Consider the following 26771-nt stretch of genomic DNA (forward strand, 5'->3'; position numbering starts at 1 on the left):
TGCATGGCCCGATCTGCTGCGTCAGGCGTGGCGGATGACCGCACGCGACTGGCGCGCGGGTGAACTCACGATGTTGCTGCTGGCGCTCGTGCTGGCCGTCGCCGCGCTCGCCAGCGTGGGCTTTCTGGGTGACCGGCTGCAGAAGGGACTGGAGCGCGACGCACGGAAGATGCTCGCGGCCGACTTCATCGTGCGCGCCGATCATCCGGTCGAGCCGAAGTTCTTCCAGCAGGCGAAGGCGCTCGATCTCGAGACCGCTACTACCGCAATCTTTCCGAGCATGGTCGGTACGGCCGGCGCGCAAACGCTGTCGCGTCTCGCTGCGCTGAAGGCTGTCTCGTCCGGCTATCCACTGCGCGGCGAACTGCGCATTGCCTCTTCACCGAGTGCCCCCGATCATGCCGCCACGTCGATTCCGCCGCCCGGTGTCGTCTGGGTCGATCCCGCGCTGCTCGAAGCGCTGAAGCTGCATGTCGGCGACGTGGTACGGGTCGGCAGCCGCAGCTTCACGATCGGCGCGGTGATCACGCGCGAACTCGATCGCGGCTTCGCCTTCGTCAATTTCTCGCCGCGCCTGATGCTGCGGTTCGACGATCTGCCGTCGACCGGTCTCATCACCTACGGCAGCCGCGTCACGTACCGGCTGCTGGTGGCCGGTGCCGAGCCGTCGGTTGCGACGTTCTCGCAATGGGCGCATCAACAGATCGACGGCGGCAAGTTGCGCGGCGTCGCGCTCGAATCGCTACAGGACGGCCAGCCGCAAGTACGGCAGACGCTCGATCGCGCGAGTCACTTCCTCACGCTCGTCTCGCTGCTGACCGCGCTGCTCGCGGCCGTTGCGATCGCGATGGCTGCGCATCGCTACATGCGCCGGCATCTCGACGGTTGCGCGGCGATGCGTTGCCTCGGCGTGAGCCAGCGCACGCTGCGCGCGCTCTTCACGATCGAATTCGTGGCGCTCGGTCTGCTCGGTGGCGCGCTCGGCGTGGCGCTCGGCTACGCAGGGCATCTTGCACTGCTGGCGTGGCTCGGCAGTCTGATCGATGTCACGCTGCCGCAGCCTGGCGTATTGCCGGCGCTCGAAGGGATTGCCGCGGGCCTTGTGCTGCTGCTCGGCTTCGCGTTGCCGCCGTTGTTGCCGCTCACGCGTGTGCCGCCGGTGCGCGTGTTGCGGCGCGAGTGGGGCGAAGCGGAACGCACCGCATGGGCGGCATACGCGCTTGGCATCGTACTGTTCGCCGCACTGCTGATCGTCGCGGCGGGCGAGTTGAAGCTCGGCGGTATTGTCGCGGGTGGTTTTGCAGGCGGGCTGCTCGTGTTCATGTGCGTGGCGCGTGTGGCGTTGTGGGCGTCGGCGCGGCTCGTACGCAGCGAGCGTCTGAACGCGGGGATCGGCTGGCGTTATGCGCTCGCCTTGCTCGAACGGCGCAGCGGTGCGAGCGCGCTGCAGATCACGGCGTTGAGCATCGGCCTGATGTGTCTGCTGCTGATCGCGATGACACGCAACGATCTCGTGAATGGCTGGCGCAAGTCGACGCCGCCCGATGCGCCGAATGAATTCATCATCGACATCCAGCCCGATCAGCGCGCGGCCGTCACGCAGTATCTGACGACGCACGGCTGGCCCGACGCGACGCTGTCGCCAATGGTGCGCGGCCGGCTCGTCGCGATCAACGGTAAAGCGGTGAACCCGGATTCGTACAAGAGCGAGGACGCGCGCCGGCTCGTCGATCGCGAGTTCAACCTGTCGTACACGACGACGCTACCGAGCGACAACCGCATCGCCGCCGGCGAGTGGTACGGCAACAGCGACAAGCCGCAGATCTCGATCGAGCAGGGCCTTGCGAAGCTGATCAACGTAAAGCCCGGCGACGTGCTGCGTTTCGACGTGACGGGCCTGACCGTCGATGCCCCGGTGACGAGCGTGCGCAAGCTCGACTGGGGTTCGTTCAAGGTGAACTTCTTCGTGCTGATGCCACCCAGCGCGCTGCGCGATTTTCCGGCGACGTTCATCACGAGCTTCCATCTGGCGCCGAGCCAGCAGGGCGTGATCGACAACCTGATCGCCACATGGCCGGGCCTTACCGCGATCGATATGGGGCCGATCCTGGCGCAAGTGCAGAACGTCCTCGAACAGGTGATCGGCGCCGTGCAGTTCCTGTTTGCGTTCACGCTGGCAGCCGGCGTGCTCGTGCTGTACGCGGCGCTGGCCGGCACACGCGACGAACGCATGCGAGAATCCGCGCTGCTGCGCGCGCTCGGCGCGTCGCATCGCCAGGTGCGGGCGGTGCAGATCGCGGAGTTCGTCGCGGTGGGCGCGCTATCGGGGTTGATGGCGGCCATCGGCGCGCAGGTGATCGGCTGGGTGCTGGCCACACGCGTCTTCGAGTTCTATCTGTCGTTCGATCCGTGGCTACTGCCTGCCGGTGTGGCGGCCGGTGTCGCGTGCGCGACGCTCGGTGGATGGCTGAGCTTGCGGCATGTATTGTCGCGTCCGGCGTTACAGTCGCTGCGCGACGCGTGATTTTTCTTTTTTCGTTCCACTTTGTTGTCGAGTAGAAAACCGTATGACTGAACCAACCGAAGCAGCGGAAACTGCACCCGCCGAGACCACGGCGTTCGAACTCGTAGGCGGCGAGGCGCGTGTGCGCGAACTGATCGACCGCTTCTACGACCTGATGGATATCGAACCGGAATTCGCGGGCATTCGCTCGCTGCATCCACCCACACTGGACGGTTCGCGCGACAAGTTTTTCTGGTTTCTATGCGGCTGGCTGGGCGGCCCGGACCACTACATTAGCCGCTTCGGCCATCCGCGATTGCGCGCCCGTCACCTGCCGTTTGCGATCGGCGAGAGCGAGCGCGATCAGTGGCTCCACTGCATGGCGTGGGCGATGGAAGACGTGGGCCTCGACGCTGCGTTGCGCGAACGGCTACTGCACTCGTTCTTCGATACGGCGGACTGGATGCGCAACCAGCCCTCTCCAGTGCAGAAAATTTAGGCCCGGTGGACGCAGCAGGTCCACATCAAGGGCCTTGTGTTGATTCGATGAAATCCACCATGAATAAAGACACTTCAGGCAAACCCAATGATCTGTTGTCAGGCGGCAGCCGCCATCATCAGATCCATCCCACGCTGGACGAAGCGCAACTGGCGATAGTGGAGCGCTACGGCGAGCGGCGCAAGCTGAAGGCCGGCGACGTCCTTTATTCCGAAGGCGACCGGCACACGAGCATGTTCGCCATTCTGTCCGGCACCATCGAAGGGAGCAGGGGGTCCATTGACGGCCCCCGACTGCTTGGCATACATGGTCCCGGCAGTTTTACCGGCGAGGTTGGCACGCTCGCTGGCCGGGCAGCGGTGGCGACGGTGCGCGCCATCAGCGATTGCGAGGTCATCGTGATCGATGAGGAATCGCTGCATGCGCTCGTCATTGCGGAAGCGGAGCTGAGCGAAACGATCATGCGCGCCTATATCCTGCGCCGGGTTGCTTTCATCCAGGGCCAGCAAGTGGGCTTGATGGTGATCGGCAGTACGTCGTCGATCACTACGCTACGACTGCGTCATTTCCTGAGTCGTAACGGTCAGCCTGCGGCTTACTTCGATATCGTCGAGCACAGCGAGGCCCAGGAACTGCTGACGCGCTATGACGCGACCGAAGCCGACATCCCGGTCGTGATCACGCTGCAAGGCGTCGTGTTGAAGCAACCGAGCCACCGGGCCGTCGCGGATGCCATCGGCCTGAGTCCGGACCGGCTCGACGGCGAGCACTTCGACCTCGTGGTGGTGGGGGCGGGACCCGCAGGGCTCGCCGCTGCGGTGTATGCCGCATCCGAGGGATTGACGGTCGCGGTGCTCGATGCCAAAGCCCCGGGCGGACAAGCCGGCATGAGTTCGAAGATCGAGAATTACTTTGGTTTTCCTACGGGCATATCCGGGCAGGCATTAGCGGGCCGCGGTCTGTCGCAATGCCGCAAGTTCGGCGCCGAGGTTGGCGTGCCGATAGAAGCACTAACGATCGATTGCACGGATACCCAATCGTTTCACATCGGCCTCAATCACAACGAGCGTGTTTACGCGCGTGCTGTCGTGATTGCCACCGGTGCGCGCTATCGGAAACCGGACCTACCCCGTCTCGAGCATTTTGAAGGCCGCGGCGTCTACTACAGCGCGACGTTCATGGAGGGCGGGTTCTGCAAGAACGAAGAGCTGATCATCGTTGGCGGCGGGAATTCGGCCGGGCAGGCTGCGGTATTTCTCGCGAGATTCGCGCGCCACGTGCACGTCGTGGTGCGTGGCGACGGGCTCAGCGCCAGCATGTCGGCATATCTGATCCGGCGGATCGATGCGGCGGCCAACATCACGCTGCACACGAAGACGCGGATCGTCGAATTGTGCGGCGAATCGCGGCTTGAGGCGATACGCTGGGACCGGCAGGGGCAGATCGAACACAAGCCGATGCGGCACGTTTTCCTGTTTCTGGGTGCTGAGCCGAGTACGCGCTGGCTTGGTGATTGCGTCGCCCTGGACAAGGACGGGTTCGTGCTGACCGGTGCCGATACCGGCGAGCACTGGACCGCAGACCGGCCGCCGCACGATCTGGAGACCAGCCGGCCCGGTGTCTTTTCGGTCGGCGATGTGCGCAGCGGCTCCGTCAAGAGAGTGGCGGCCGCGGTGGGGGAGGGAGCAGCTGCGATTCAGGCGGTGCATCAATACCTTGCCCGGCCCTGACGACGCGATTGGCCCGGCGAATCGCCCAGTACAGTCCTGACGTGGGCGGGTGCAGTTGCCTTCTTCGCTGCGCCTCCCGGTCGGCATAATGGCCGCTCGCACCAGAAATACGGAGACCCCACTCATGACCACGCGCGCACTCTTTCGCGAGGACGCCTATCTCACGCACTGCGATGCCGCGATCACTGCGATCGACGAGCAGGGCATCCACCTCGATCAGACGGTGTTCTATCCGCTCGGCGGCGGTCAGGCCGGCGACGCCGGCACCTTGACGCTGGCCGACGGTACGCACATTGCAATCGCCGATACGCGCAAGGCGAAGTTCGAAGGCGCGACCCCGGACGACGCGGTACACGTGCCCGCTGCGGACCAGGATGAATTGCTCGTGCACCTCGCCGTCGGCGATCGCGTGACCGCAACGCTCGACTGGGCGCGCCGCTACCGGCACATGCGCCTGCATACCGCGAGCCATCTGATGTGCGCGGTGCTGCCCTATCCGGTCGACGGTTGCAGCATCACGGTCGACTACGCGCGGCTCGACTTCGCCACCGTCGAGCCGATCGAACGCGAGCTGGTTGAAGCGCGGCTCGCGGAACTGGTGGGCGGCGCGCACGGCGTCGCGACCGAGTGGATCACCGACGAAGAAATGCAGCAGCGTCCGGAACTCGTGCGCACGATGAGCGTGAAGCCGCCGATGGGTCTCGGGCGTGTGAGGCTGCTGCGCATCGAAGGAATCGATCTGCAGCCGTGCGGCGGCACGCATGTTCGCAACACGCAGGAGATCGGTGCGTTGCGGGTCGCGAAGCTGGAGAAGAAGAGTGCGCGCACGCGTCGTCTCGTGCTGGAGTTTGCATGAGCGATAGCGATGCAACGCTCGATCCGCGTGCGCGCGATGTGCTCGAATGCTGGTTCGGTGCCCCCGATGCCGCCGGTTTCGGCGAGCCGCGCAAGCAATGGTTCGCGCGTGACGAAGCCTTCGATACGATGCTGCGCGAGCGCTTCGGCGTATTGATCGACGCGGCCCGCGAAGGCGTGTTCGACGACTGGATGCGCACGCCAGTCGGTGCGCTTGCGCTCGTCATTGTGCTCGACCAGTTCTCGCGCAACTGCCATCGCGGCACCGCGCGTGCATTTGCTGGGGACCCGAAGGCGTTGCAAGTCGCAACCGGGATGGTGGCGCGCGGCGACGACAGGCAATTGCCCACCGTACATCACCGCGCGTTCGCTTATCTGCCGTTCGAACACGATGAATCGATGGCGAGCCAGCGGGAGTCGCTGCGGCTTTTTAAAGAGCTCGACGCCCAGCCCGACGGCGCACGCGCCGATTACTACCGGTTCGCGGTGCGTCACGCCGATGTGATCGAGCGGTTCGGACGTTTCCCGCATCGCAATGCGTTGCTTGGCCGGCCGTCTACTGAAGCGGAGATCGCGTTCTTACGGCAACCGGGTTCTTCGTTCTGATTTGTCGAGCGCGGTAGTTTCGGGTGTCGTGCGCACGAACACTCGAAGCGGTTCATCGGTATCGCTGGGGCGCGCACCTGACACAACAAAGCGCGGGCAACCGCAGACACGGTTGCCGCCAAAGAAGGGAAAGAAGAATGAATCAGCGGCCGCCGCTGACGTCGAGCAGCGTGCCGCTCACATACGACGACGCATCGGTGAGCAGCCAGACAATCGCCTCGGCGACTTCGTCCGCGCTGCCGGGCCGTCCAAGCGGCGTCTGTGCACCGAGTTGCGCGGCGCGCTCTGGCTTGCCGCCGCTCGCGTGAATCTCGGTATCGATGAGGCCGGGGCGCACCGCGTTGACGCGCACGCCGCGCGGCCCGAGTTCTTTCGCGAGGCCGAGCGTCAGCGTATCGATCGCGCCTTTGGAGCCCGCGTAATCGACATATTCGTTCGGCGATCCAAGGCGCGCCGCCGCCGATGACAGATTGACGATCGCACCGCCCGCGCCGCCGCGATCGGTCGACATGCGCCGCGCGGCTTCGCGTGCGCACAGATAGGCGCCGAACACATTGACGTCGAACATGCGCTTCAGGCGTGCCGCGTCCATGTCGGCGAGCGGCATCGACGGAGCGACGATGCCCGCATTGTTGACGAGCGCGCTAATCCGGCCAAAGGCGTTTTCGGTGGCATCGAACATCGCGATGACTGCGGCTTCGTCGGCCACGTCACCGGCAATCGCGACGGCCCGGCCGCCGGCGCGCTCGACTTCCTCGACCGTGACGCGCGCGGCATCCGCATCGCGCCGATAGTTGACCCCGACCGACCATCCAAGCGCGCCTAGCGCACGTGCCGTCGCGCGGCCGATACCGCGGCTCGCACCGGTGATCAGGACAACCTTGGACATGAGCGATCTCGCTGGAGAAGAGAAATGAAGAGAAGTGAAGCGGGCAAGGGCGCAGCGCACCCCGTGTCATGTGCAACCGTCGCGGCTTATACCGCGTTACGCGTTTGAACCCACTTGTCGGCCACGATCGGCTGATGACGCTGCAGCTTGTCGATCAGCGCGGTCGAGTCGCTGTCGAACTGCAGCATATCGAGGTAGGTCTGCCGCATGAAGCCTTCCTGCACCGTGTGCTCGAGCATCGCGATCAGCGGATCGTAGAAGCCGTCGATGTTCAAGAGCGCGACCGGCTTCTGGTGATAGCCGAGCTGCGCCCACGTATAAGCCTCGAACAGTTCTTCGAGTGTGCCGACACCGCCCGGCATTGCGACAAACGCATCCGACAGATCGGCCATCATCTTCTTGCGATGATGCATGTCGGGCACGACGTGCAACTCGGTTAAGCCCCGGTGGCCGATTTCCTTGCTGACCAGCAGCTCGGGAATCACGCCGATCGCGCGGCCACCCGCCTCCATTACCGTATCGGCGATCGTGCCCATCAGGCCGACCTTGCCGCCGCCGTAGATGAGCGCAAGGTCGTGCTCGACGAGCGCCCGGCCAAACGCGCGGGCCGCTTCGACATACAGCGGGCGGGCTCCGCTCGATGAGCCGCAATACACACACACCGACTTCATGTTCTAACCGTCCTTCGGTTCGTTACGCGGTGCCGCGCCTTCCTTGGGCGGCAGATAGTCGTAGAACTCACGCTTGGGCAGCTTGCCGGACACCAGATCGTCGAAGATCTGTCGCGAGCGGCCGCGCAGATACGGCGCCATCAACGACACCACCTGCACGCTCACCTGGTCGAGCTCGTTGCGAATCGCCTGCTGGTCGTTGTACTTGCGCGGATTCATCACGAACTGGTACGACAACCAGTAGGTCGCGATGACGCCGATGTTGGTGGCCATTACCTCGATTTCTTCGGGGGTCGCGATCATTTCGCCGTCGGTGACGAGCTGCTCGCAGAACTGGCTCGCGAAGCGCACCTTGTGGCTGATGATCTGCTTGAAGTGGGTCTCAAGCGTCCGGTTGCGCGCGAGGAGATCGTTCAGATCGCGATACAGGAAGCGATAACGCCATGTGAAATCGCTCATGTACTGGAGATACGACCACATTTCATCGATGGTCGCGCGGTGATTGTCCGGAAAACGCAGACGCTTTTCGATCTCCTGCTCGAACTGGCTGAAGATGCTGTTGATGATGTCGTCTTTGTTGCGGAAGTGGTAGTACAGGTTGCCCGGGCTGATCTCCATTTCCTCGGCGATCGTCGTCGTCGTGACGTTGGGCTCGCCAATGTCGTTGAAAAGCTTCAACGACAGTTCGAGAATCCGTTCTCGGGTGCGACGGGGAGGTTTGGCTTCCATGACGTCCGGCCCTGGTTTCGCCGGGCTGGCACGTAGCGGCACGCCGTTGCTGCCGCTGCTGCAAAAGCCACCCGGACACGGTTGGTATGTAAGAGTATCGGACGATTATAAACCGACCGTTCTCTTTCCAGACCGGGATTCCGGGTTTTCCTTCGACAACGTAGTGCGCGGGCATCGCGCAACGGGTATCGGCACACGATCAGCGCGTGACTGGCGCACGTGTCACTGCACGTGTCACATGAGGCTCGCGATCCATTGCCACGCAAGCGGGCCGACCAGCAACGCCCACGTCATCACGCAGATGCACAGCGCGACCGTCACGGCGGCGCTACCGAAGTCCTTCGCGCGTCGCGACAGTTCGTGGCGCTCGAGCGAGATGCGGTCGATTGCCGCTTCGACGCTCGAATTGAGCAGCTCGACGATCAGCACAAGCAACACCGAACCGAGCAGCAGCACGCGCGACACCGGCTCGACGGGGACCAGCACGCCGCACGGCAGCAGGATCGCGGCGAGCGTCAACTCCTGGCGAAATGCGCTTTCCTCGCGAATCGCCACCCGAAAGCCGGCCAGCGAATTCTTCAGCGCGTGCCAGGCGCGCGTGACGCCGCGGTTGCCCTTGTACGGATTGAACGGCAACGGTGCGAGCGGATCGTCGGGACCGAGCGGTTCGTGATGTTCGTGCGGGTCGTGTCCGTCGTGCGTACGGTGGGTATCGGGCGTGGCCGGCGCGTGATCCGGGTCTGGTCGCGTGACCCGGCGTATCGACGCGACATGCGAACGCGCGATACCGTCAGCGGGCGCCGTGCCGTTGTGCGTATCGTCGCGTACGTCGTCGAACGGCTCGGCGCTGGCCGTATGTGCAGCGTCCGTGTCACGCTGTGCCGGCGAAGTTCTGGCTCGCATCGATGGCGCCTTGTTCACGCGGCGGCGCTATTCTCGGCGAACGATTCGCGCTGCAGCGGCTTCAGGTGCGCGGCGAACTGGGCGGACGCGGCGGCCCATGAGAACCGCTCGGCCCACGCGCGTGCATGCTGGCGATCGATCTTCAACGCCTCGAGGCAGGCTTCGCGCAGATCCTCGTGCATCGCGCCCGCACCGCCGGTACCGAGCACGTCGATCGGACCCGTCACCGGGTAGGCCGCCACCGGCGTGCCGCATGCCAGCGCTTCGAGCAACACGAGCCCGAACGTGTCGGTGCGACTCGGGAACACGAACACGTCCGCGGCGGCATACACCTTCGCGAGTTCCGCCTGGGTCAACACACCGAGATAGTTCGCCTGCGGATAGCGCGACTTCAGTTCGGCCAGCGCAGGCCCCTCACCGGCGACCCACTTCGAACCCGGCAGATCGAGCTTCAGGAATGCTTCGACATTCTTCTCGACAGCAACGCGTCCGACGTACAGAAAGATCGGCCGCGCACTGTTGAGCACCTTCGACTCCATCTGATGAAAGATCTCGAGGTCGACGCCACGGGTCCACAGCACGACGTTGGTGAAGCCGAATTTTTCGAGGTCGGTCTTGACGACCGGCGTCGGCGCCATCACGGCGAGCGATGCCTTGTGAAACCAGTGCAGGAAGCGATAGGTCGCGGCCAGCGGAATACCGAAGCGCGCCTGCACGTACTCCGGAAAGCGCGTGTGATACGCGGTCGTGAAGGGCAGCTTGTGCGCGAGCGCATAGCGGCGCGCAGCGAGCCCGAGCGGTCCTTCGGTGGCGATATGCAGCGCGTCCGGCGCGAACTCGTCGATGCGCCGGCTCAGCTTGCGCTTGGGGAACAGCGACAGCAGGATCTCCGGATACGTCGGGCACGGAATCGTTTTGAATTCGAGTGGCGTGAGCAGTTCGACACGGTGGCCGAGCGCGATGAGCTCCCGCGTGGTGTTCTTCAGCGTACGCACGACGCCGTTGACCTGCGGTTCCCACGCATCGGTGACGATCATGATCTTCATCGGTTCTGGCCCAGTCGAAGTGAATCGGGGTAAAGAGGAGTCACGCAGAAAAATCACGCAGTAGCGGTGGCCTTTTGCACGCTGGCTTCGGGCGAGCGCATCACGGTCCAGTAGATCACCTTGAGTTCGCCTTCGAACGTCTCGACGAGCGCGGACAGGCTTTCCACCCAGTCGCCGTCGTTGCAGTACAGAACCCCGTCGATGTCGCGGATCTCGGCCTTGTGAATGTGTCCACAAACCACGCCGTCGCAGCCGCGGCGGCGCGCTTCGTCGGTCATCACGCGTTCGAACGACGAGATGAAGTTCACCGCGTTCTTCACCTGGTGCTTCAGGTACTGCGACAGCGACCAGTACTGGAAGCCGAAGCGGCTGCGGATGCGGTTGAACCAGCGGTTCAGCACGAGGATCAGCGTGTACAGCGTGTCGCCGAGATAGGCGAGCCACTTCGCATGCTGGATCACACCGTCGAACAGATCGCCGTGCACGATCCACAGGCGTTTGCCCGCGAGCGTCGTGTGGAACGCTTCGCCGCGCACGTGGATGTCGCCGAACGCGAGATCGCAGAACTGTCGCGCGGCTTCGTCGTGATTGCCCGGGATGTAGACGACCTGGGTGCCCTTGCGCGCCTTGCGCAGGATCTTCTGCACGACGTCGTTATGCGCCTGCGGCCAGTACCAGCCTTTTTTCAGTTGCCAGCCGTCGATGATGTCGCCGACGAGGTACAGGTACTCGGATTCGTTGTGACGCAGGAAGTCGAGTACATAGGGCGCCTGGCAGCCGCTCGTGCCGAGGTGAAGGTCGGACAGCCAGATGGTCCGGTAACGATGCGAGGCTTCGACGTCTTCGTCGTGATGCGCCCCATGCGTGGCGGGTATCTCGGGTGGAAGCGGCAGCGGCAGGGCGCTGCCAGGAGAGGAGTCTGGGCGGAACGCGACGGGGTCGACGCTCGGGCCAATCTGGCGGAACAGGGAAGTCGCGGACGTTTTGGAGTCCATGGCTCACGCGTCGAGTTGCAGTACCCGCATTGCGCCATTGGCACGTGACTGTGCCGTGACAGTCACGAGAAGTTCTTATTACGCTGTCTCGCTTGTGCGACGGTGCGGCGGGGGAAACTCGGACGTGTGGATGTAATAAACCGCGGCCTAACGCGTCGCCGTAACGATCCGCGTGCCGGCCAGCCGGTCGTGCAGGAATTGCCGCTGCGTGCCGAACAGCCCGCTCGCCGCCCAGATGACGAACCACACCCCGGCGATCATCAAGGTCTGCGGCAGCTTGAGCCCGAGCAGCGGATGCAGCGCGAGCGGCGGCAGGAACCACAGCCACGCGAGCACATAGCGTGCGATCGCACGCACCGCCGACAGCGGCGCGCCTTCTGTATCGACGACGCGCAGACGCCAGGTTTTCATCGGTAGCGTCTGGCCGCCGTGGGTCCAGAACCAGACGAAGTACGCACCGACGACAAACCCGATCCACGCCGCCAGCAGGTTGTGATGCGTGAGGCCGTTGCGCTGCTGCGTCAGCGTGCTGAACAGGTAGCCCGCGATGAACACGATGCCGAACAGGATCACTCCTTCATAGGCCATCGTGGCGAGCCGACGCCGCACGGTCGGTGCGATGAAGGTGGTTGCGGGCAAGACGGAGACAGTGGCGGAAGAGTCGGTCACGAGCGAGAGCGGAGGGAGCGGGTCAGGAACCGTTGAAAATGGACGGCGCCTCGGACGGCGAAACCGGAATCGGCGTCGCGGGCACGAAGCTTCCCGCGTTCGGAATGGCCGGAGCGCCCGGCAGCAGAGCGCCCGCTCCCGATGCGCCGTTAGCCGGCAGCACGCCGCTGGCGCCGCGTTGCTTCGCGTCGATCAGACGGTCGAGATCGGTGACTTCGCTCTTGCCGGAAGGCGGCGCGCTGACGACGCTCGGCCGCCGCTTGTGCTCGCTGGCGGCGAGGCGCTCCTTCTGTTCTTCCGGCAATTGCTCGTAGGCCTTCCACGCTTTCTGACGCGCCTCGCGTGGCAGTTCTTTGGAGACCTGGTAATTTTCGCGGGCGACGCGCCGCTGCTCCGGGGTCATCCGGGCCCATTCGGTCATGCGGTCATGCAACTGCTTTTGCGCGTCCGGCGAGAGCTTCGAATAGCGCGAGGCGATTTTCAGCCACTTGCGGCGGCGCGCGTCGCTGAAGGTATCCCACTGGCTTTCAAACGGTGCGAGCGCGAGGTGTTCGGCATTGCTCAGGCGCGACCACGCGAGCGGATTGTTGTTGCTCGGTAGACGGGGAAGTTCGACGGATAGCGACGGCGTGCCCTGTTTCACAGGCGGGGCGCCTGGGGAAGCCGCCCGGGGCGAGCTCGGATAGAAGCGCGGATAGGTGGCGGCGAACGCCACCAGGGCCGCGATTGCGCATCCGAAGACAACGGCGAGGCCGCGCTTGTAACTCACCCGTAGAGTCTCCCGCTCAGCGCGCGCGCGAAAGATACGCGTTGAAACCGTGATCGAGATATGCGTTGAGCGGCAGATCGTCGCTCAGCATGGCCGCATCGATGTCCGCGAGTTCCGCGGTGCGTTGCTGGTCTTCCCAGTAGCCGATCGCCACGAGGCCGACCACCAGTGCGACGAGCGGCCACGCAAGCGCGAAGCGGCGCAGCCGCGACGGACGATGTTGCGGGCCCGGTACAGGACCCGCCGCCGGCATCCCGGCGAAAGCCGGCACGAACACAGGTGCAGCCACCGGTTCCGGTTTTCTGCGGGCGAGGGCAGTACGACGCGCGAGAGCGAGTCGATCGACGGTAGCGGGCGGGATGCCGGCGGCGCTTTCGTCCAGCGCACGACGCACCTGCCGCGCAAACTCGAGTTCTTTAGTTTCGAGAGCGGAGCTCATAGCGTAATTCCTTTGGCCTTGAGCGCGTGCGCCAGCGTGTGAGTGGCCCGGGAGCAGTGCGTTTTCACGCTGCCTTCGGAGCAGCCCATTGCGGCGGCAGTCTCGGCGACATCCATATCCTCCCAGTAACGCATCAGAAACGCCTCCCGTTGACGTGCCGGTAACTTTTGGATCTCGTCGTCGATCAACTGCAGGATCTGTTCGCGTTCGATTTTCTGCTCGCCGCTCTCGGCGCCGACCGAACCATCCTGGGACTCGAACGTTTCGAGCAGGTCGAATTCGTCATCGTCGGCGCTGCCGAGCGACGAAAACAGACTGACCCACGTGTTGCGCACCTTCTGGCGACGGAAATAGTCATGCGTCGCATTCTGGAGAATACGCTGAAACAGCAGCGGCAACTCGGCAGCAGGCCGATCGGCGTATTTTTCGGCGAGCTTGATCATCGCATCCTGCACGATATCGAGCGCGGCGTCGTCGTCCCGCACGGCGTAGACCGTTTGCTTGAACGCGCGCCTTTCGACGCCCGCCAGAAAGTCGGCGAGTTCCTTGTCTGATGCCATCCGTTGGGGATTAGCGCAGCGATCGTGCGCGTAAACGTTCGAAAAATGTCGTAAAACCCGCGGATGCTAGCAAATTTTCGCGGTGCCGGGTTGGAACACCGCACCAACGGTCCGTGTTGATGGGTGTTGCGAAAGAAAAACGAAAGCGTACGGTAAGTTGCGCGGTTGTGCTGAGGCCACTTGTAACACACCGGCAAATCTGCCCAGGCACGTGCCGATCGCGCTTATTACCGGCTTTCGCGCGCTTTACGCCGCGTTGCCGCAAAAAACGGCAACAATGACTTGACCGCGACACGGGCAGCAGATATCGTCGCTGGTTCGCAACATAAGTGACTGTCTCAATTGAGGTGTAGCCCAAGAAGCTCGCCTGTCAACTGGACGCGCCGCTTGAACCCGAGCCACAAGCCCGGCAGAGAGCACCCGATCAATTTTTTGCCGAAAATTCGAAAGGTGAATAATGAATATGCCCAGCGCGGAATTCTCCACGTCGGATACCACTCCCTCCCACGAATCTGAATCCATCGGCGCCACCGTGCTCATGAAGGCACTGGCCGACGAAGGCGTTGAATTCGTCTGGGGTTATCCCGGCGGCTCGGTACTCTACATCTACGACGAGCTGTACAAGCAGGACAAATTCCAGCACATCCTCGTGCGCCACGAGCAGGGTGCCGTCCATGCGGCGGACGCCTATGCGCGCTCGACCGGCAAGGTCGGCGTGTGCCTCGTGACTTCCGGCCCCGGCGTTACCAATGCGGTGACCGGTATCGCCACCGCCTACATGGATTCGATTCCGATCGTTGTGATCAGCGGCCAGGTGCCGACGGCCGCGATCGGTCAGGATGCGTTCCAGGAGTGCGATACGGTCGGTATCACGCGGCCCTGCGTGAAGCACAACTTCCTCGTGAAGGACGTGCGCGATCTCGCGGCAACCGTCAAGAAAGCGTTCTACATCGCCCGTACTGGCCGGCCCGGCCCGGTGCTGATCGACATTCCGAAGGACGTGTCGAAGACGCCGTGCCGCTACGAGCCGCTCAAGACCGTTTCGCTGCGCTCGTACAACCCCGTCACCAAAGGCCACTCCGGCCAGATTCGCAAGGCCGTCGCGCTGCTGCTGACGGCGAAGCGTCCGTACATCTACACCGGCGGCGGGATCATCCTCGCCGACGCATCGCGCGAGCTGAACCAGTTCGCCGATCTGCTCGGCTACCCGGTCACGAATACGCTGATGGGCCTTGGCGGCTATCGCGCGTCGGACAAGAAGTTTCTCGGCATGCTCGGCATGCACGGTACGTATGAAGCCAACATGGCGATGCAGCACTGCGACGTGCTGATCGCGATCGGTGCGCGCTTCGACGACCGCGTGATCGGCGATCCGGAGCACTTCGCGTCGCGGCCGCGCAAGATCATTCACATCGACATCGATCCCTCGTCCATTTCCAAGCGCGTGAAGGTCGACATTCCGATCGTCGGCGACGTGAAGGAAGTGCTGAAGGAGCTGATCGAGCAGTTGCAGGTCGCCGAACATGGCCCGGACACCGCGGCGCTTGCCGACTGGTGGAAGGACATCGAAGCCTGGCGAGCCAAAGACTGCCTCAAGTTCGATCGCAAGAGCGAGATCATCAAGCCGCAGTACGTGGTGGAAAAGGCGTGGGAGCTGACCGATGGCAACGCCTTCGTGTGTTCCGACGTCGGCCAGCATCAGATGTGGGCCGCGCAGTTCTATCGCTTCAACAAGCCGCGTCGCTGGATCAATTCCGGCGGTCTCGGCACGATGGGCTTCGGCCTGCCGGCGGCGATGGGCGTGAAGATGGCGCACCCCGACGACGACGTGCTCTGCATCACGGGCGAAGGCTCGATCCAGATGTGCATTCAGGAGCTCTCGACCTGCAAGCAGTACGAGACGCCTGTGAAGATCATCTCGTTGAACAACCGCTACCTGGGCATGGTGCGCCAGTGGCAGCAGATCGAATACAGCAAGCGCTATTCGCATTCGTACATGGATGCGCTGCCCGATTTCGTGAAGCTCGCCGAAGCGTACGGCCACGTCGGCATGCGCATCGAAAAGACAGCCGATGTGGAGCCGGCGCTCAAGGAAGCGCTGCGTCTGAAGGATCGCACCGTGTTTCTCGATTTCCAGACCGATCCAACCGAAAACGTCTGGCCGATGGTTCAGGCCGGCAAGGGCATCACGGAGATGCTGCTCGGTTCGGAAGACCTGTAACGCGGCGCGCCGCGCGAAGCCCCGTCGTTAGCGTCTTCACAAAAGACGCGTTCACACGAAGGCGGCGCGGAGCGTTTGCAACAGGTTGCTCATCGACTCTGGATTAACCGGAACATTCGCGAGAACGCACTATGAGACACATTATTTCCGTGCTGCTGGAAAACGAACCGGGCGCGCTGTCGCGCGTGGTGGCGCTTTTTTCCGCACGCGGCTACAACATCGAAACCTTGACGGTGGCCCCGACCGAAGACCATTCGCTGTCGCGCATGACCATCGTTTCCATTGGCTCGGACGACGTGATCGAACAGATCACGAAGCATCTGAACCGCCTGATCGAGGTGGTGAAAGTGGTCGACCTGACTGAGGGCGCCCACATCGAGCGCGAGCTGATGTTGATCAAGGTAAGGGCGGTCGGCAAGGAGCGTGAGGAAATGAAGCGGATGGCGGATATTTTCCGCGGCCGCATCATCGACGTCACCGAAAAGACCTATACGATCGAACTGACGGGCGCGAGCGACAAGCTCGACGCATTCCTCGAAGGACTCGACGCCACTGCGATTCTCGAAACTGTCCGCACCGGCGGCTCGGGTATCGGGCGCGGCGAGCGCATTCTGAAGGTGTGACGTCGTATCGATCGAAGCCGGGGTGCGTATCAACTGTATCCGCACACCCGGCCGTGCAGCACATAACGCAGCATTCCGCAGTATTCGAATTTCACTGATTTTGTATATCGCCAAGGAACAGACATGAAAGTTTTCTACGACAAGGACGCCGACCTCTCCCTCATCAAAGGCAAGCAGGTCACGATCATCGGTTACGGCTCGCAAGGCCACGCGCACGCGCTCAACCTGAAAGACAGCGGCGTCAACGTGACGGTCGGCCTGCGTAAGGGCGGCGCTTCGTGGAGCAAGGCCGAGAACGCCGGCCTCGCGGTCAAGGAAGTCGCGGAAGCGGTGAGGGGCGCGGACGTCGTCATGATGCTGCTGCCCGACGAGCAGATCGCCGAGGTCTACAGCAAGGAAGTGCACGCCAATGCCAAGCAGGGCGCAGCCCTCGCATTCGCGCACGGCTTTAACGTCCACTACGGCCAGGTGATCCCGCGTGCGGACCTCGACGTCATCATGATCGCGCCGAAGGCGCCGGGTCATACGGTGCGCGGTACGTACACGCAAGGTGGCGGCGTGCCGCACCTGATCGCGGTTGCACAGAACAAGTCGGGCGCGGCTCGCGACATCGCGCTGTCGTACGCCGTGGCCAACGGCGGCGGCCGTGCCGGCATCATCGAAACCAACTTCCGTGAAGAAACCGAAACCGATCTGTTCGGCGAGCAGGCCGTGCTGTGCGGCGGTACCGTCGACCTGATCAAGGCCGGCTTCGAAACGCTGGTGGAAGCGGGCTACGCGCCGGAAATGGCGTACTTCGAGTGTCTGCACGAACTGAAGCTGATCGTCGACCTGATCTACGAAGGCGGCATCGCGAACATGAACTACTCGATCTCGAACAACGCCGAATACGGCGAGTACGTGACGGGTCCGCGCATCATCACCGAAGAAACGAAGAAGGTGATGAAGGACGTCCTGAAGGACATCCAGACCGGCGAGTACGCGAAGAGCTTCATCATCGAGAACCGCGCTGGTGCGCCGACGCTGCAGTCGCGCCGCCGCCTGACGTCCGAGCACCAGATCGAACAGGTCGGTGCAAAGCTGCGCGCGATGATGCCGTGGATCGCGAAGAACAAGCTGGTCGACCAGTCGAAGAACTAAGGCTGTATGCCGCTTCGGTCCGGTGCGCAAGAAGTCTTGCGCACCGGTTCGCGCAAAAAGCCGTCCAGGCGTGCTGAACCCTGGACGGCTTTTGCTATCCTACGGTTTTACAAAAATACAGAAGCCAATCATGAATTACCCTCATCCGATCATTGCGCGCGAAGGCTGGCCGTTTATCGCTATCGCAGCCGTTGCCGCGCTGCTGATCCATGCCGTCGCGGGGTTTGGCTTCGCATGGATCTTCTGGCTGCTGCTGATCTTCGTGGTGCAGTTCTTCCGCGATCCGGCGCGACCCATTCCCACCCAGGCGAATGCGGTGCTGTGCCCGGCCGACGGCCGTATCGTCGCGGTCGAAACCACCCGTGACCCGTACGCCAATCGTGATGCGCTGAAGATCAGCGTGTTCATGAACGTGTTCAACGTCCATTCGCAACGCTCGCCGGTGGACGGCGCGATCTCGAAGGTCGAATATTTTCCGGGCGCGTATCTGAACGCGGCCGTCGATAAAGCTTCGCTCGAAAACGAACGCAACGCGGTCGTTATCAATACGGCCAGCGGCCACACAGTTACGTCGGTGCAGATCGCCGGTTTGATCGCGCGCCGCATCCTCTGCTACGTGCGGGCGGGCGAACCGCTCACGCGCGGCCAGCGCTACGGCTTCATCCGCTTCGGTTCGCGGGTCGACGTGTATCTGCCGGTCGGCAGCCGTCCGCGCGTCTCGATCGGCGAAAAGGTCTCTGCCTCGTCGACGATCCTCGCCGAACTATAAGTCGGCATAAGGAGCTTTCGATGGCCGCATTCAAACCGCGCCGGCCCCGTCGCAGCGGCGCTCCGCTGCCGCGACCGTTCCGCCGCAACAAGCCGGTCGGGCCGGAGCCGGTCGTATCGGACAGCCGCCGGGCAGCGCGCCAGCAGTTCCTGCGCAAGCGCGGCATCTATCTGTTGCCCAATGCGTTCACGACCGCTGCGCTCTTTTGCGGCTTTTTCGCCGTCGTGCAGGCGATGAACGTGCGCTTCGAAATCGCGGCGATCGCGATCTTCGTCGCGATGGTGCTCGACGGTATGGATGGCCGCGTTGCGCGCATGACGCACACGCAAAGCGCGTTCGGCGAGCAGTTCGATAGCCTGTCGGACATGGTTTCGTTTGGCGTCGCGCCCGCGCTCGTGATGTACGAGTGGATCCTGAAGGACCTGGGGCGCTGGGGCTGGCTCGCGGCGTTCGTCTACTGCGCCGGTGCGGCGCTGCGGCTCGCGCGTTTCAACGCGAACATCGGCGTCGTCGACAAGCGCTTCTTCCAGGGGATGCCGAGCCCGGCCGCCGCAGCCTTGATCGCCGGCTTCGTCTGGCTCGCCACCGACAACCGCGTCCCGCTCCAGCTCGTCTGGCTGCCGTGGGTCGCCTTCGCGCTGACCGTCTACGCAGGCGTGACGATGGTGTCGAATGCGCCGTTCTACAGCGGCAAGGCGCTCGATGTCCGGCATCGCGTGCCGTTCGCGGCCATCCTGCTCGTCGTGGTCGCGTTCGTGCTCGTGTCGTCCGATCCGCCGTTGATGTTGTTCGGCCTGTTCGTGCTGTACGGCCTGTCGGGTTACGTGTTCTGGGCGTGGCAAACCGTGCGCGGCCGTCTGAATCCGGCTCGCTCGTCGCAACGCGAGCACTGAACGGCGCATCTGCGGTGGCGTGAGCACCCGAATTCCATCTTTACTATTATTCCTAGACGATCCCCCACGGAGCCCAGACATGGCAGACAAGCTCATCATTTTCGACACGACGTTGCGCGACGGCGAACAGTCGCCCGGTGCGTCGATGACGAAGGAAGAAAAAATCCGTATCGCGAAGCAGCTCGAGCGGATGAAGGTCGACGTGATCGAAGCCGGCTTCGCGGCGAGTTCGAACGGCGACTTCGATTCGATCCATACGATCGCATCGATGATCAAGGACAGCACGGTGTGTTCGCTCGCTCGCGCGAACGACAAGGACATCCAGCGCGCGGCCGACGCGTTGCAGCCCGCCGATCACTTCCGCATCCATACGTTTATCGCAACGTCGCCGCTGCACATGGAAAAGAAGCTGCGCATGACGCCGGACCAGGTGTTTGAGCAGGCAAAGCTTGCCGTGCGCTTCGCCCGCAAGTTCACCGACGACGTCGAGTTCTCGCCGGAAGACGGCAGCCGCTCCGACCTCGACTTTCTGTGCCGCGTGCTGGAAGCGGTGATAGCCGAAGGCGCGACGACCATCAATATCGCCGACACCGTCGGCTACGGCGTGCCGGAACTGTACGGCAATCTCGTGAAGACACTGCGCGAACGCATTCCGAATTCGGACAAGGCGGTGTTCTCCGTGCACTGCCATAACGATCTCGGGATGGCGGTGGCGAATTCGCTGGCGGGCGTGCAGATCGGCGGCGCGAGGCAGGTGGAATGCACGATCAACGGGCTCGGCGAGCGCGCGGGCAATACGTCGCTCGAAGAAATCGTGATGGCGGTGCGTACGCGCAAGGACTACTTCGGCCTCGAACTCGGCATCGACACGACGCAGATCGTGCCGGCGTCGAAGCTCGTGTCGCAGATCACCGGTTTCGTCGTGCAACCGAACAAGGCCGTAGTCGGCGCAAACGCGTTTGCGCACGCGTCCGGGATTCACCAGGACGGCGTGCTGAAGGCGCGCGATACCTACGAAATCATGCGTGCCGAAGACGTAGGCTGGAGCGCGAACAAGATCGTGCTCGGCAAGCTGTCGGGGCGCAATGCATTCAAGCAGCGTTTGCAGGAACTGGGTATTTCGCTCGACAGCGAAGGCGAACTGAACGCAGCGTTCGCGCGCTTCAAGGAACTCGCCGACCGCAAGGCCGAGATTTTCGACGAGGACATCATCGCGATCGTCACCGAAGAGTCCGCTGAAGCGCAGGAGAAGGAACACTACAAGTTCGTCTCGCTGTCGCAGCATTCGGAAACCGGCGAACAGCCGCAGGCGCGGATCGTGTTTTCGGTCGACGGCAAGGAAGTGGCCGGCGACGCGAAGGGTAACGGCCCCGTCGACGCGACGTTGAATGCGATTGAATCGGAAGTGGGCAGCGGTTCCGAGTTGCTGCTGTACTCGGTGAACGCGATCACGACCGGCACACAGGCGCAGGGCGAAGTGACGGTGCGGTTGTCGAAGGGTGGACGTATCGTGAACGGCGTCGGGACCGATCCGGATATCGTCGCCGCATCGGCGAAGGCGTATATCTCGGCGCTCAACAAGCTGTATTCGAACGTCGACAAGCTGAACCCGCAGCGTTCGTAATCGATGGGGCCGTAAGTGTCCCGGCGATTGAATCAACCCCGCGTGTCGTAGCACTACGAACGCGGGGTTTTTCGCATCTGCGGTGCGCGCATGCGCGATTAGCGCGTGTTATTCCGCTGCCTCGCGGCGCCACATCCATTCGCGCCCGGTGCGCCGCGCAGCGCGTACGGGCTGCCGTACATCGACGGCGATCGCCCGGCGCGGTGCATCGGCCACGAACCTCTCGATTAACTCACGCACGTCGTGATCGACAAAATCGGCGCGCATCGCATCCACGATTAACGTCGCGCCGTCGGGAATCTGCTGCAAATAACGCTTGAGCGATACCTTGCCGAGAAACGACACGTCCTTGCGGAACGACAGCAGATAGTGGTCATCGTGCTGAGCCAAAGTGATCGGTCGCTGCAGGTTCGCGTGGAGCGCGAGCAGCACGCTGCACAGCATGCCGAGCACGATGCCGATCAACAGATCGGTGGCGAACACGCCCACCAGTGTCACGATGAACGGCGCAAACACTGCAAAGCCCTGTTTGGCGGTTGCCGCGAACAGCGACGGCTTCGCGAGCTTGATGCCGGTGAAAATCAGGATCGCGGCGAGACAGGCCAGCGGAATCAGATTGATGACGCTCGTCAATGCGAACACGCTAACGAGCAGCAGCACGCCGTGAATCACCGCCGACAACCGGCTCTGCGCGCCCGCATGGACGTTCGCGGAACTGCGCACGATCACTGAAGTAATCGGCAAACCGCCAATCGCGCCCGCAATCAGATTGCCCACGCCTTGCGCCTTCAGTTCGCGATCGGGCGGAGCGGCGCGACGCTTCGGATCGATCTGCTCGACGGCTTCGAGACTCAACAGCGTTTCGAGACTCGCGACTATCGCCAATGTCATCGCGACACGCCACACATCGGGATTCGCGAGCTGGGCGAGATTCGGGCCGAAGTCGGCGAGCGCGAGTGCCGAGCGCAACGCCGCGAACGACTCGAGCACCGGCAACGCGACGCGATGCTCGGCGGGCAATGCGAACGTCGGCGCAAACATGCTGAGCATGAGTGTCGCAGCAATCCCGAGCAGCACGACGGCGAGCGGCGCGGGTACCGCACGCACCAGTGCGAAGCGGCGCAGTGCGGGGGTTTCCCAGGCGGCCAGCAATGCAAGCGACAGCACCGCAAGCACACAGGCTGCGAGCGACAACGCGCCGAACGGTGTGGCGATTGCGCCGGCCATTTGCGCGGTCGTCGCATCGTCGATGCCCGAAGTTATCCCAAGCGCAAACGGGATCTGTTTGACGATCAGTAGCAGGCCGATCGCCGCGAGCATGCCTTTGATAACCGGCGATGGCACATAAGCGGCAAGGCGTCCCGCCTTCAGCATGCCGAAGCCAAACTGGATCGCGCCCGACAGCAACACCGCGAGCAGGAACGCCGGAAAACTACCGAGCCGCGCAATACCATCGACGACGATCACCACGAGCCCCGCGGCGGGCCCGCTAACACTGAGCCGCGAACCGCTCAACGCAGCAACGACCAGGCCGCCGACGATCCCGGAGACCAGCCCCGCGAAAGGCTCGACGCCGGATGCATTCGCAATGCCGAGACACAGCGGCAGCGCGACGAGAAACACGACGGTGCCCGCGAACAGATCGCGCGGGAACGTGGAGAAGCGAAGTCTGGCGTTCATGGTTTCGAGTGGAGTGGGTGGTGTGGGTGGGCGGAAATCGGTGTTCGTGTTTGCGGAGCGCGAGTGTTACCACCCGGCTGTTCCCGCAAGGAAACAGCCGGTGCGTTAAACGGATGGGGCTACCGCGGCGAATCAGGCGTCGTTGCTTACCGGATGCGGCAGGGTTGCGTGTGCGCTCGGGGACGATTCAACCGGGATGTCGGCATAACCGTCGGCGATGACTTTCAGTCGTCCGTCTTCGAGCGAGAAAACCCAGCCGTGCACGAGCGGCGGCTTGTCCATGCCGCGTACGATCGGGCTGGCGCGCAACTGGCGTACCTGTTCGAGCACGTTCAGTTCGGCGAGGCGGTTCACGCGGCTCGCTTCGGATGGCAACTGGCCGAGTTCGTCGCGATGTGTGTGCGCGAGCGTGCAGAGCGGCGCGATGCGACGGTTCACGTGCGGCAGTTCGGCTGCCGGCGGCAGCAGCGCGGCACGCACGCCGCCGCAGCCGTAGTGACCGCAGACGATCACATGGCCGACCTTCAACACGCGCACGGCGTACTCAAGCACGCTCGCACCGTTGTCGTCGTCGGGATCGAACAGGTTGGCGATGTTGCGATGGACGAACAGGTCGCCGGGCTCGCAGTGTGTGATGGTTTCGGCCGGGACCCGGCTGTCGGAGCAGCCGATCCACAGCACGTGGGGATTCTGGCCTTGCGTCAGGCCGCTGAAGACCTGCGGGTCGCGGGCGGCGGCTTCCCGCGCCCAGGCGATATTGGCGACCAACATGCGTTTGGGGCGATCCATCGAGAGCAACTCCATCTGGAAGGCGGCGCGACGAACCTGTCCGGGACAGGTGTGGGGGACGTCGGTACCGCGTCAAACCTTACCAATAGCTTTCTATCGAAAAAATATTGGCGTGTCAGAGAAAAAAATCGCGGCTCATGCGACATAAATAAAAAAAACCGCCTCTACATCCCGGTTAGCGGTTGTCGCTCCACCGACCCGGCGATACGCCGCTCGCCTTTTTGAAATGACGATTGAAGTGGCTCTGGTCGGTAAAGCCGCTCACTGCAGCGACTTCGGTTGCCGACATGCCGGCCCGCAGGGCATCGCGCGCACGGGATAGTCGAACCTGGTTGCGCCAGGCATGTGGCGCCATGCCGACTTCGCGCGTGAAGATTCTCGCCGCATGGAACTTGGACAGCCCGACGGTGCTGGCGAGTTCGGAGAGATCGAGCGGTGCGGTCAATTCGTCGAGCATGCGTGCTTTCATTCGTTCGACGCGCACGCGGTCGCGGGTCATCGGCCGGGACGGCGGGCGTAGCCTCGCGTGACGCGTGAGCAGCGTCGAAACGGCGTCGAGCAGCGCATACTCGGCAGCGAGCAGGTCACTGCTCGCTTCCAGCGCGCGGTGAGCCAGCAGGGCGCGCCTGACCAGGTCGGCATCCTTGATGATGTCCGTGTTGAACCACGGTATGGCGTGTCGGGAGAGACCTGTCTCGCTAGCTACGGTCTGTACGAAATCGACCGGTAGGTAGAAGGTGCGACATTGCCACCCGGCGTCGCCCGCACTCGATCCGGTGTGGATCTCCCCAGGGTTGATGATGGGCAACGAACCCGCATCGGCGACGAACCGCGTGCCGCGATAATCGTAACGTTCAGCGCCTTGCTCGATGACCGACACGGTGTACGCGTCATGCCAGTGGGGCGAGTAGACGTGATCGGTGAATCGGGCCGTCACCATGTCGCCACCGGGAATCAGCGCGGAGCGCCAGTAGTGAGCGTCGTTTCGAGAAGTCGCTTTCGTCATGTTCGAATCATCCACCGATCCGGACCGCTGCCGTCAGAACAGACTGCGGCGATCCGGATCGTGCAGCGGGTCCGGCGTTTTCTGCGTAAGCCGGACGATGCCCTGATCGTCGAAATAGAAGCTGTACATCATGTACCAGACGTTGTCTTCGAGGTAGCGGTAGGTCCAGACTTCTTTCTTCATCAGCGGGAAATACGAGGTTTCCTCCGGGCGCCCGAAATTGACCAGCACGTCGTTCTTCGTCCACTTGCCGATTTCCGCGCGATAGAACTCGTTGGGCTGCAACACCTGGCGCACGTTGAGGATCTTGCCGGACGCATCGATATCGGCGGCGATCGTGGTTTCGCCCATCGGCTGGGTCGGCCACATCAGCCGTTTGCCACCGTTCGGCAGGTCGTAGACTTCGCGCGGCGGCCCGAGGCCGGTCACGATGGTCGACTGGTCCTCGCCCGGCTGAAAACGTTGCCACGGTTGTGCGCAGCCGGCCAGCGCCAGTGCGCTCAGGCAGGCCACTGCGGCGCGCCGCAACCGCGCACGCGGCGCCGATGAAAGACGGGTAGACATGAATTCCTCCGATGACATTCGATAGCGGGCTCGCGGTATCGAGATGCGGTATTTTGACACGCGGCCCGACAAAAGACCGGCGCGCCGCGCGTTTGCTTGCCCTCGCGCCCGGCGGTGTCCTATGATCCGCGCTCTGATGGATCGAGCGGAGCGAGAGATGGAATTCGGGTGGTGGGAAAGGGCGCAACGTGGAGTGCGGCGCGAAGGGCGCGGTAAGGCTCGCTACGGTCGTGCGGTGCTGGCGCGGGCCGTGGTGGCGACTCTGGCGCTGTTGACGGTGTCGGCAGCGCAAGCTGCCCAGACAGCCCAGACGGCGGCACGCCCCACCGGCAAGCCGGTCCAGCTCGCGCTAATCGAAGGAATGTCCGGCCCGTTCGCCAACGCCGGCGCGGCGGTCGAGCGCAACCTGCGCTTCGGCGTTGAGCAGGTCAACGCGCGCGGCGGCGTCAAGCTCAACGACGGCGCGCATCCGCTCGAACTCGTCGTACTCGACAGCAAGGGCAGCACCGAAGAAGCGCTGGTCCAGCTACGCGCGGCCGCGGACCGCCATATCGGTTTCATCCTGCAGGGCAACAGCTCGGCGGTCGCGGCGGCGCTGCTCGGCGCGATCGACCGGCAGAACACCCGCGAGCCCGACAACCGCGAACTGTTCCTCAACTATTCCGCCGACGATCCCGCTCTGACGAACGCGGACTGCAGCTTCTGGCATTTCCGCTTCGATGCGCACGCGGGCATGCGCATGGACGCGCTGGCGGACGTGATCGAGCATGACCAGTCGGTGAAAAAGGTCTATCTGCTGAATCAGGACTACAGCTTCGGCCACGACGTGAGCCGGCTGGCGCGCACGGCGCTGGCGGCCAAACGCCCCGACATTGCGGTAGTGGGCGACGAATTCCATCCGATCGGTCGCGTCAAGGATTTCGCGCCCTACATCGCCAAGATCCGCGCGAGCGGTGCCGATGCGGTCATAACGGGCAACTGGGGTAACGATCTGACGCTGCTGGTGAAGGCCGCGCGCGAACAGGGGCTGGACACCCGGTTCTACACGTTCTACGGCAACAGCCTTGGCGCGCCGGCGGCACTCGGCGATGCCGGTGTGAAGCGCGTGCTGGCGGTCGCCGACTGGCATCCGAACGCCGGCGGTACGGCCTCGGACGCGTGGTATCGCGCATACCGCGCCCGCTTCCCAGCGGCCCAGGACGACTACCCGGTGCTGCGCATGGAACTGCTGGTCGAAATGCTCGCCGCGGCGCTGAACAAGGCCGGCAGCGCCGACCCTGTGGCGGTGGCGCGGGCGCTCGAAGGGATGAAGTTCGACAACGGCTTCCACCCGATGTGGATGCGTGCCGACGATCACCAGGTTATCCAGCCCCTTTATGTGATGGAGATGGACAAGGCCGGCACGCCGGCCGTGCGCTTTGACAACGAAGGCTCCGGATACGGCTTCAGGACGGTGCTGGCGCTGCCGGCGGAGCGCACCGTACCGCCGACTGTCTGCCGGATGCAGCGGCCGTAACCGGCGCCGTGCCGTCGCAGGGCTGGTCGGCGGGAAGCGCGGGCGAGGGCGCCCCGAAGCACACCGAACCACAGGGGTTCGCC

Annotated in this window: 26 protein-coding genes; 12 read left to right on the forward strand and 14 right to left on the reverse strand. The window is 63.5% G+C overall.

What is annotated here, in order from left to right:
• Positions 1-34 precede the first annotated feature (34 nt).
• The 5 genes from M0D65_RS28655 to M0D65_RS28675 all read left to right on the forward strand — a co-directional run bounded on the left by M0D65_RS28655 (position 35) and on the right by M0D65_RS28675 (position 6193).
• A complete protein-coding gene (locus M0D65_RS28655) occupies positions 35-2524 on the forward strand; it encodes an ABC transporter permease (RefSeq protein ID WP_266255627.1) in 2490 nt (829 codons plus the stop codon).
• A 43-nt stretch (positions 2525-2567) separates the two neighbouring features.
• A complete protein-coding gene (locus tag M0D65_RS28660) occupies positions 2568-3002 on the forward strand; it encodes a group II truncated hemoglobin (RefSeq protein ID WP_266255563.1) in 435 nt (144 codons plus the stop codon).
• Between the two features lie 59 nt (positions 3003-3061).
• The gene (locus M0D65_RS28665; protein ID WP_266255564.1) at positions 3062-4732 is read left to right on the forward strand and encodes an FAD-dependent oxidoreductase; all 1671 of its coding nucleotides are present in this window, start codon (positions 3062-3064) and stop codon (positions 4730-4732) included.
• Between the two features lie 124 nt (positions 4733-4856).
• A complete protein-coding gene (locus M0D65_RS28670; RefSeq protein ID WP_266255565.1) occupies positions 4857-5588 on the forward strand; it encodes an alanyl-tRNA editing protein in 732 nt (243 codons plus the stop codon).
• Positions 5585-6193, forward strand: a complete 609-nt coding sequence (locus M0D65_RS28675) for a DUF924 family protein (protein WP_266255566.1) — start codon at positions 5585-5587, stop codon at positions 6191-6193. Before M0D65_RS28670 ends, M0D65_RS28675 begins: the two co-directional genes overlap by 4 nt.
• Positions 6194-6335: 142 nt before the next feature.
• On the opposite strand, the gene M0D65_RS28680 is transcribed toward M0D65_RS28675, so the two are convergent.
• The 10 genes from M0D65_RS28680 to M0D65_RS28725 form a co-directional block, all read right to left on the reverse strand.
• Complete coding sequence (locus M0D65_RS28680) at positions 6336-7082, reverse strand: SDR family oxidoreductase (protein ID WP_266255567.1); 747 nt, start codon at positions 7080-7082, stop codon at positions 6336-6338.
• A gap of 86 nt (positions 7083-7168) precedes the next feature.
• Positions 7169-7753 (reverse strand): TIGR00730 family Rossman fold protein, encoded by a 585-nt coding sequence (locus tag M0D65_RS28685; RefSeq protein WP_266255569.1) that lies wholly within the window; start codon positions 7751-7753, stop codon positions 7169-7171.
• 3 nt (positions 7754-7756) lie between these two features.
• Positions 7757-8482: a TetR/AcrR family transcriptional regulator gene (locus tag M0D65_RS28690; protein ID WP_091018356.1), complete on the reverse strand. Its 726-nt coding sequence runs from the start codon at positions 8480-8482 to the stop codon at positions 7757-7759.
• 234 nt (positions 8483-8716) lie between these two features.
• Positions 8717-9385, reverse strand: coding sequence for a diacylglycerol kinase (locus M0D65_RS28695; RefSeq protein WP_266255570.1), 669 nt, complete (start codon positions 9383-9385; stop codon positions 8717-8719).
• A 14-nt stretch (positions 9386-9399) separates the two neighbouring features.
• Complete coding sequence (locus tag M0D65_RS28700; RefSeq protein ID WP_091018354.1) at positions 9400-10431, reverse strand: glycosyltransferase family 1 protein; 1032 nt, start codon at positions 10429-10431, stop codon at positions 9400-9402.
• Between the two features lie 53 nt (positions 10432-10484).
• Entirely contained in the window at positions 10485-11426 is a 942-nt protein-coding gene (locus M0D65_RS28705; RefSeq protein ID WP_091018351.1) for a UDP-2,3-diacylglucosamine diphosphatase, read from the reverse strand.
• A gap of 147 nt (positions 11427-11573) precedes the next feature.
• On the reverse strand, positions 11574-12095 hold the full coding sequence (locus tag M0D65_RS28710) for an RDD family protein (protein WP_266255571.1): 522 nt from the start codon (positions 12093-12095) through the stop codon (positions 11574-11576).
• A gap of 22 nt (positions 12096-12117) precedes the next feature.
• Positions 12118-12864, reverse strand: coding sequence for a DUF3106 domain-containing protein (locus M0D65_RS28715; protein WP_266255572.1), 747 nt, complete (start codon positions 12862-12864; stop codon positions 12118-12120).
• A gap of 16 nt (positions 12865-12880) precedes the next feature.
• Complete coding sequence (locus tag M0D65_RS28720) at positions 12881-13303, reverse strand: DUF3619 family protein (protein WP_091018347.1); 423 nt, start codon at positions 13301-13303, stop codon at positions 12881-12883.
• Positions 13300-13863, reverse strand: a complete 564-nt coding sequence (locus M0D65_RS28725) for an RNA polymerase sigma factor (RefSeq protein WP_091018345.1) — start codon at positions 13861-13863, stop codon at positions 13300-13302. The genes M0D65_RS28720 and M0D65_RS28725 overlap by 4 nt, the downstream gene beginning before the upstream one ends.
• 457 nt (positions 13864-14320) lie before the next feature.
• Between M0D65_RS28725 and M0D65_RS28730 the strand changes: the two genes are divergently transcribed.
• The 6 genes from M0D65_RS28730 (at position 14321) to M0D65_RS28755 (ending at position 21133) form a co-directional block, all read left to right on the forward strand.
• Positions 14321-16084: an acetolactate synthase 3 catalytic subunit gene (locus M0D65_RS28730; RefSeq protein ID WP_266255573.1), complete on the forward strand. Its 1764-nt coding sequence runs from the start codon at positions 14321-14323 to the stop codon at positions 16082-16084.
• Positions 16085-16215: 131 nt separating this feature from the next.
• Entirely contained in the window at positions 16216-16707 is a 492-nt protein-coding gene (ilvN, locus tag M0D65_RS28735; RefSeq protein WP_266255574.1) for an acetolactate synthase small subunit, read from the forward strand.
• A gap of 123 nt (positions 16708-16830) precedes the next feature.
• Positions 16831-17847, forward strand: a complete 1017-nt coding sequence (gene ilvC / locus M0D65_RS28740; protein WP_266255575.1) for a ketol-acid reductoisomerase — start codon at positions 16831-16833, stop codon at positions 17845-17847.
• A gap of 130 nt (positions 17848-17977) precedes the next feature.
• The gene (locus M0D65_RS28745; protein WP_091018336.1) at positions 17978-18616 is read left to right on the forward strand and encodes a phosphatidylserine decarboxylase; all 639 of its coding nucleotides are present in this window, start codon (positions 17978-17980) and stop codon (positions 18614-18616) included.
• Positions 18617-18636: 20 nt separating this feature from the next.
• Entirely contained in the window at positions 18637-19509 is an 873-nt protein-coding gene (gene pssA / locus M0D65_RS28750; protein ID WP_266255576.1) for a CDP-diacylglycerol--serine O-phosphatidyltransferase, read from the forward strand.
• Between the two features lie 79 nt (positions 19510-19588).
• Complete coding sequence (locus M0D65_RS28755; protein ID WP_091018331.1) at positions 19589-21133, forward strand: 2-isopropylmalate synthase; 1545 nt, start codon at positions 19589-19591, stop codon at positions 21131-21133.
• Between the two features lie 108 nt (positions 21134-21241).
• Here the strand turns inward: M0D65_RS28755 and M0D65_RS28760 are convergent, their stop codons facing one another.
• From M0D65_RS28760 to M0D65_RS28775, 4 genes are all read right to left on the reverse strand, one after another.
• The gene (locus M0D65_RS28760; RefSeq protein ID WP_266255578.1) at positions 21242-22813 is read right to left on the reverse strand and encodes a SulP family inorganic anion transporter; all 1572 of its coding nucleotides are present in this window, start codon (positions 22811-22813) and stop codon (positions 21242-21244) included.
• 132 nt (positions 22814-22945) lie between these two features.
• Positions 22946-23602 carry a carbonic anhydrase gene (locus M0D65_RS28765; protein ID WP_091018327.1) on the reverse strand — a complete coding sequence of 219 codons (657 nt, stop codon included), beginning with the start codon at positions 23600-23602 and terminating at the stop codon, positions 22946-22948.
• 175 nt (positions 23603-23777) lie between these two features.
• A complete protein-coding gene (locus M0D65_RS28770; RefSeq protein WP_266255580.1) occupies positions 23778-24608 on the reverse strand; it encodes an AraC family transcriptional regulator in 831 nt (276 codons plus the stop codon).
• 33 nt (positions 24609-24641) lie between these two features.
• A complete protein-coding gene (locus M0D65_RS28775) occupies positions 24642-25172 on the reverse strand; it encodes a hypothetical protein (protein ID WP_266255581.1) in 531 nt (176 codons plus the stop codon).
• A 157-nt stretch (positions 25173-25329) separates the two neighbouring features.
• On the opposite strand from M0D65_RS28775, the gene M0D65_RS28780 reads away from it, so the two are divergent.
• Positions 25330-26688 (forward strand): branched-chain amino acid ABC transporter substrate-binding protein, encoded by a 1359-nt coding sequence (locus M0D65_RS28780; protein ID WP_266255582.1) that lies wholly within the window; start codon positions 25330-25332, stop codon positions 26686-26688.
• Positions 26689-26771 lie beyond the last annotated feature (83 nt).

The organism is Paraburkholderia sp. CHISQ3 (assembly GCF_030464945.1).
In the GTDB taxonomy this organism is placed as follows: domain Bacteria; phylum Pseudomonadota; class Gammaproteobacteria; order Burkholderiales; family Burkholderiaceae; genus Paraburkholderia; species Paraburkholderia megapolitana.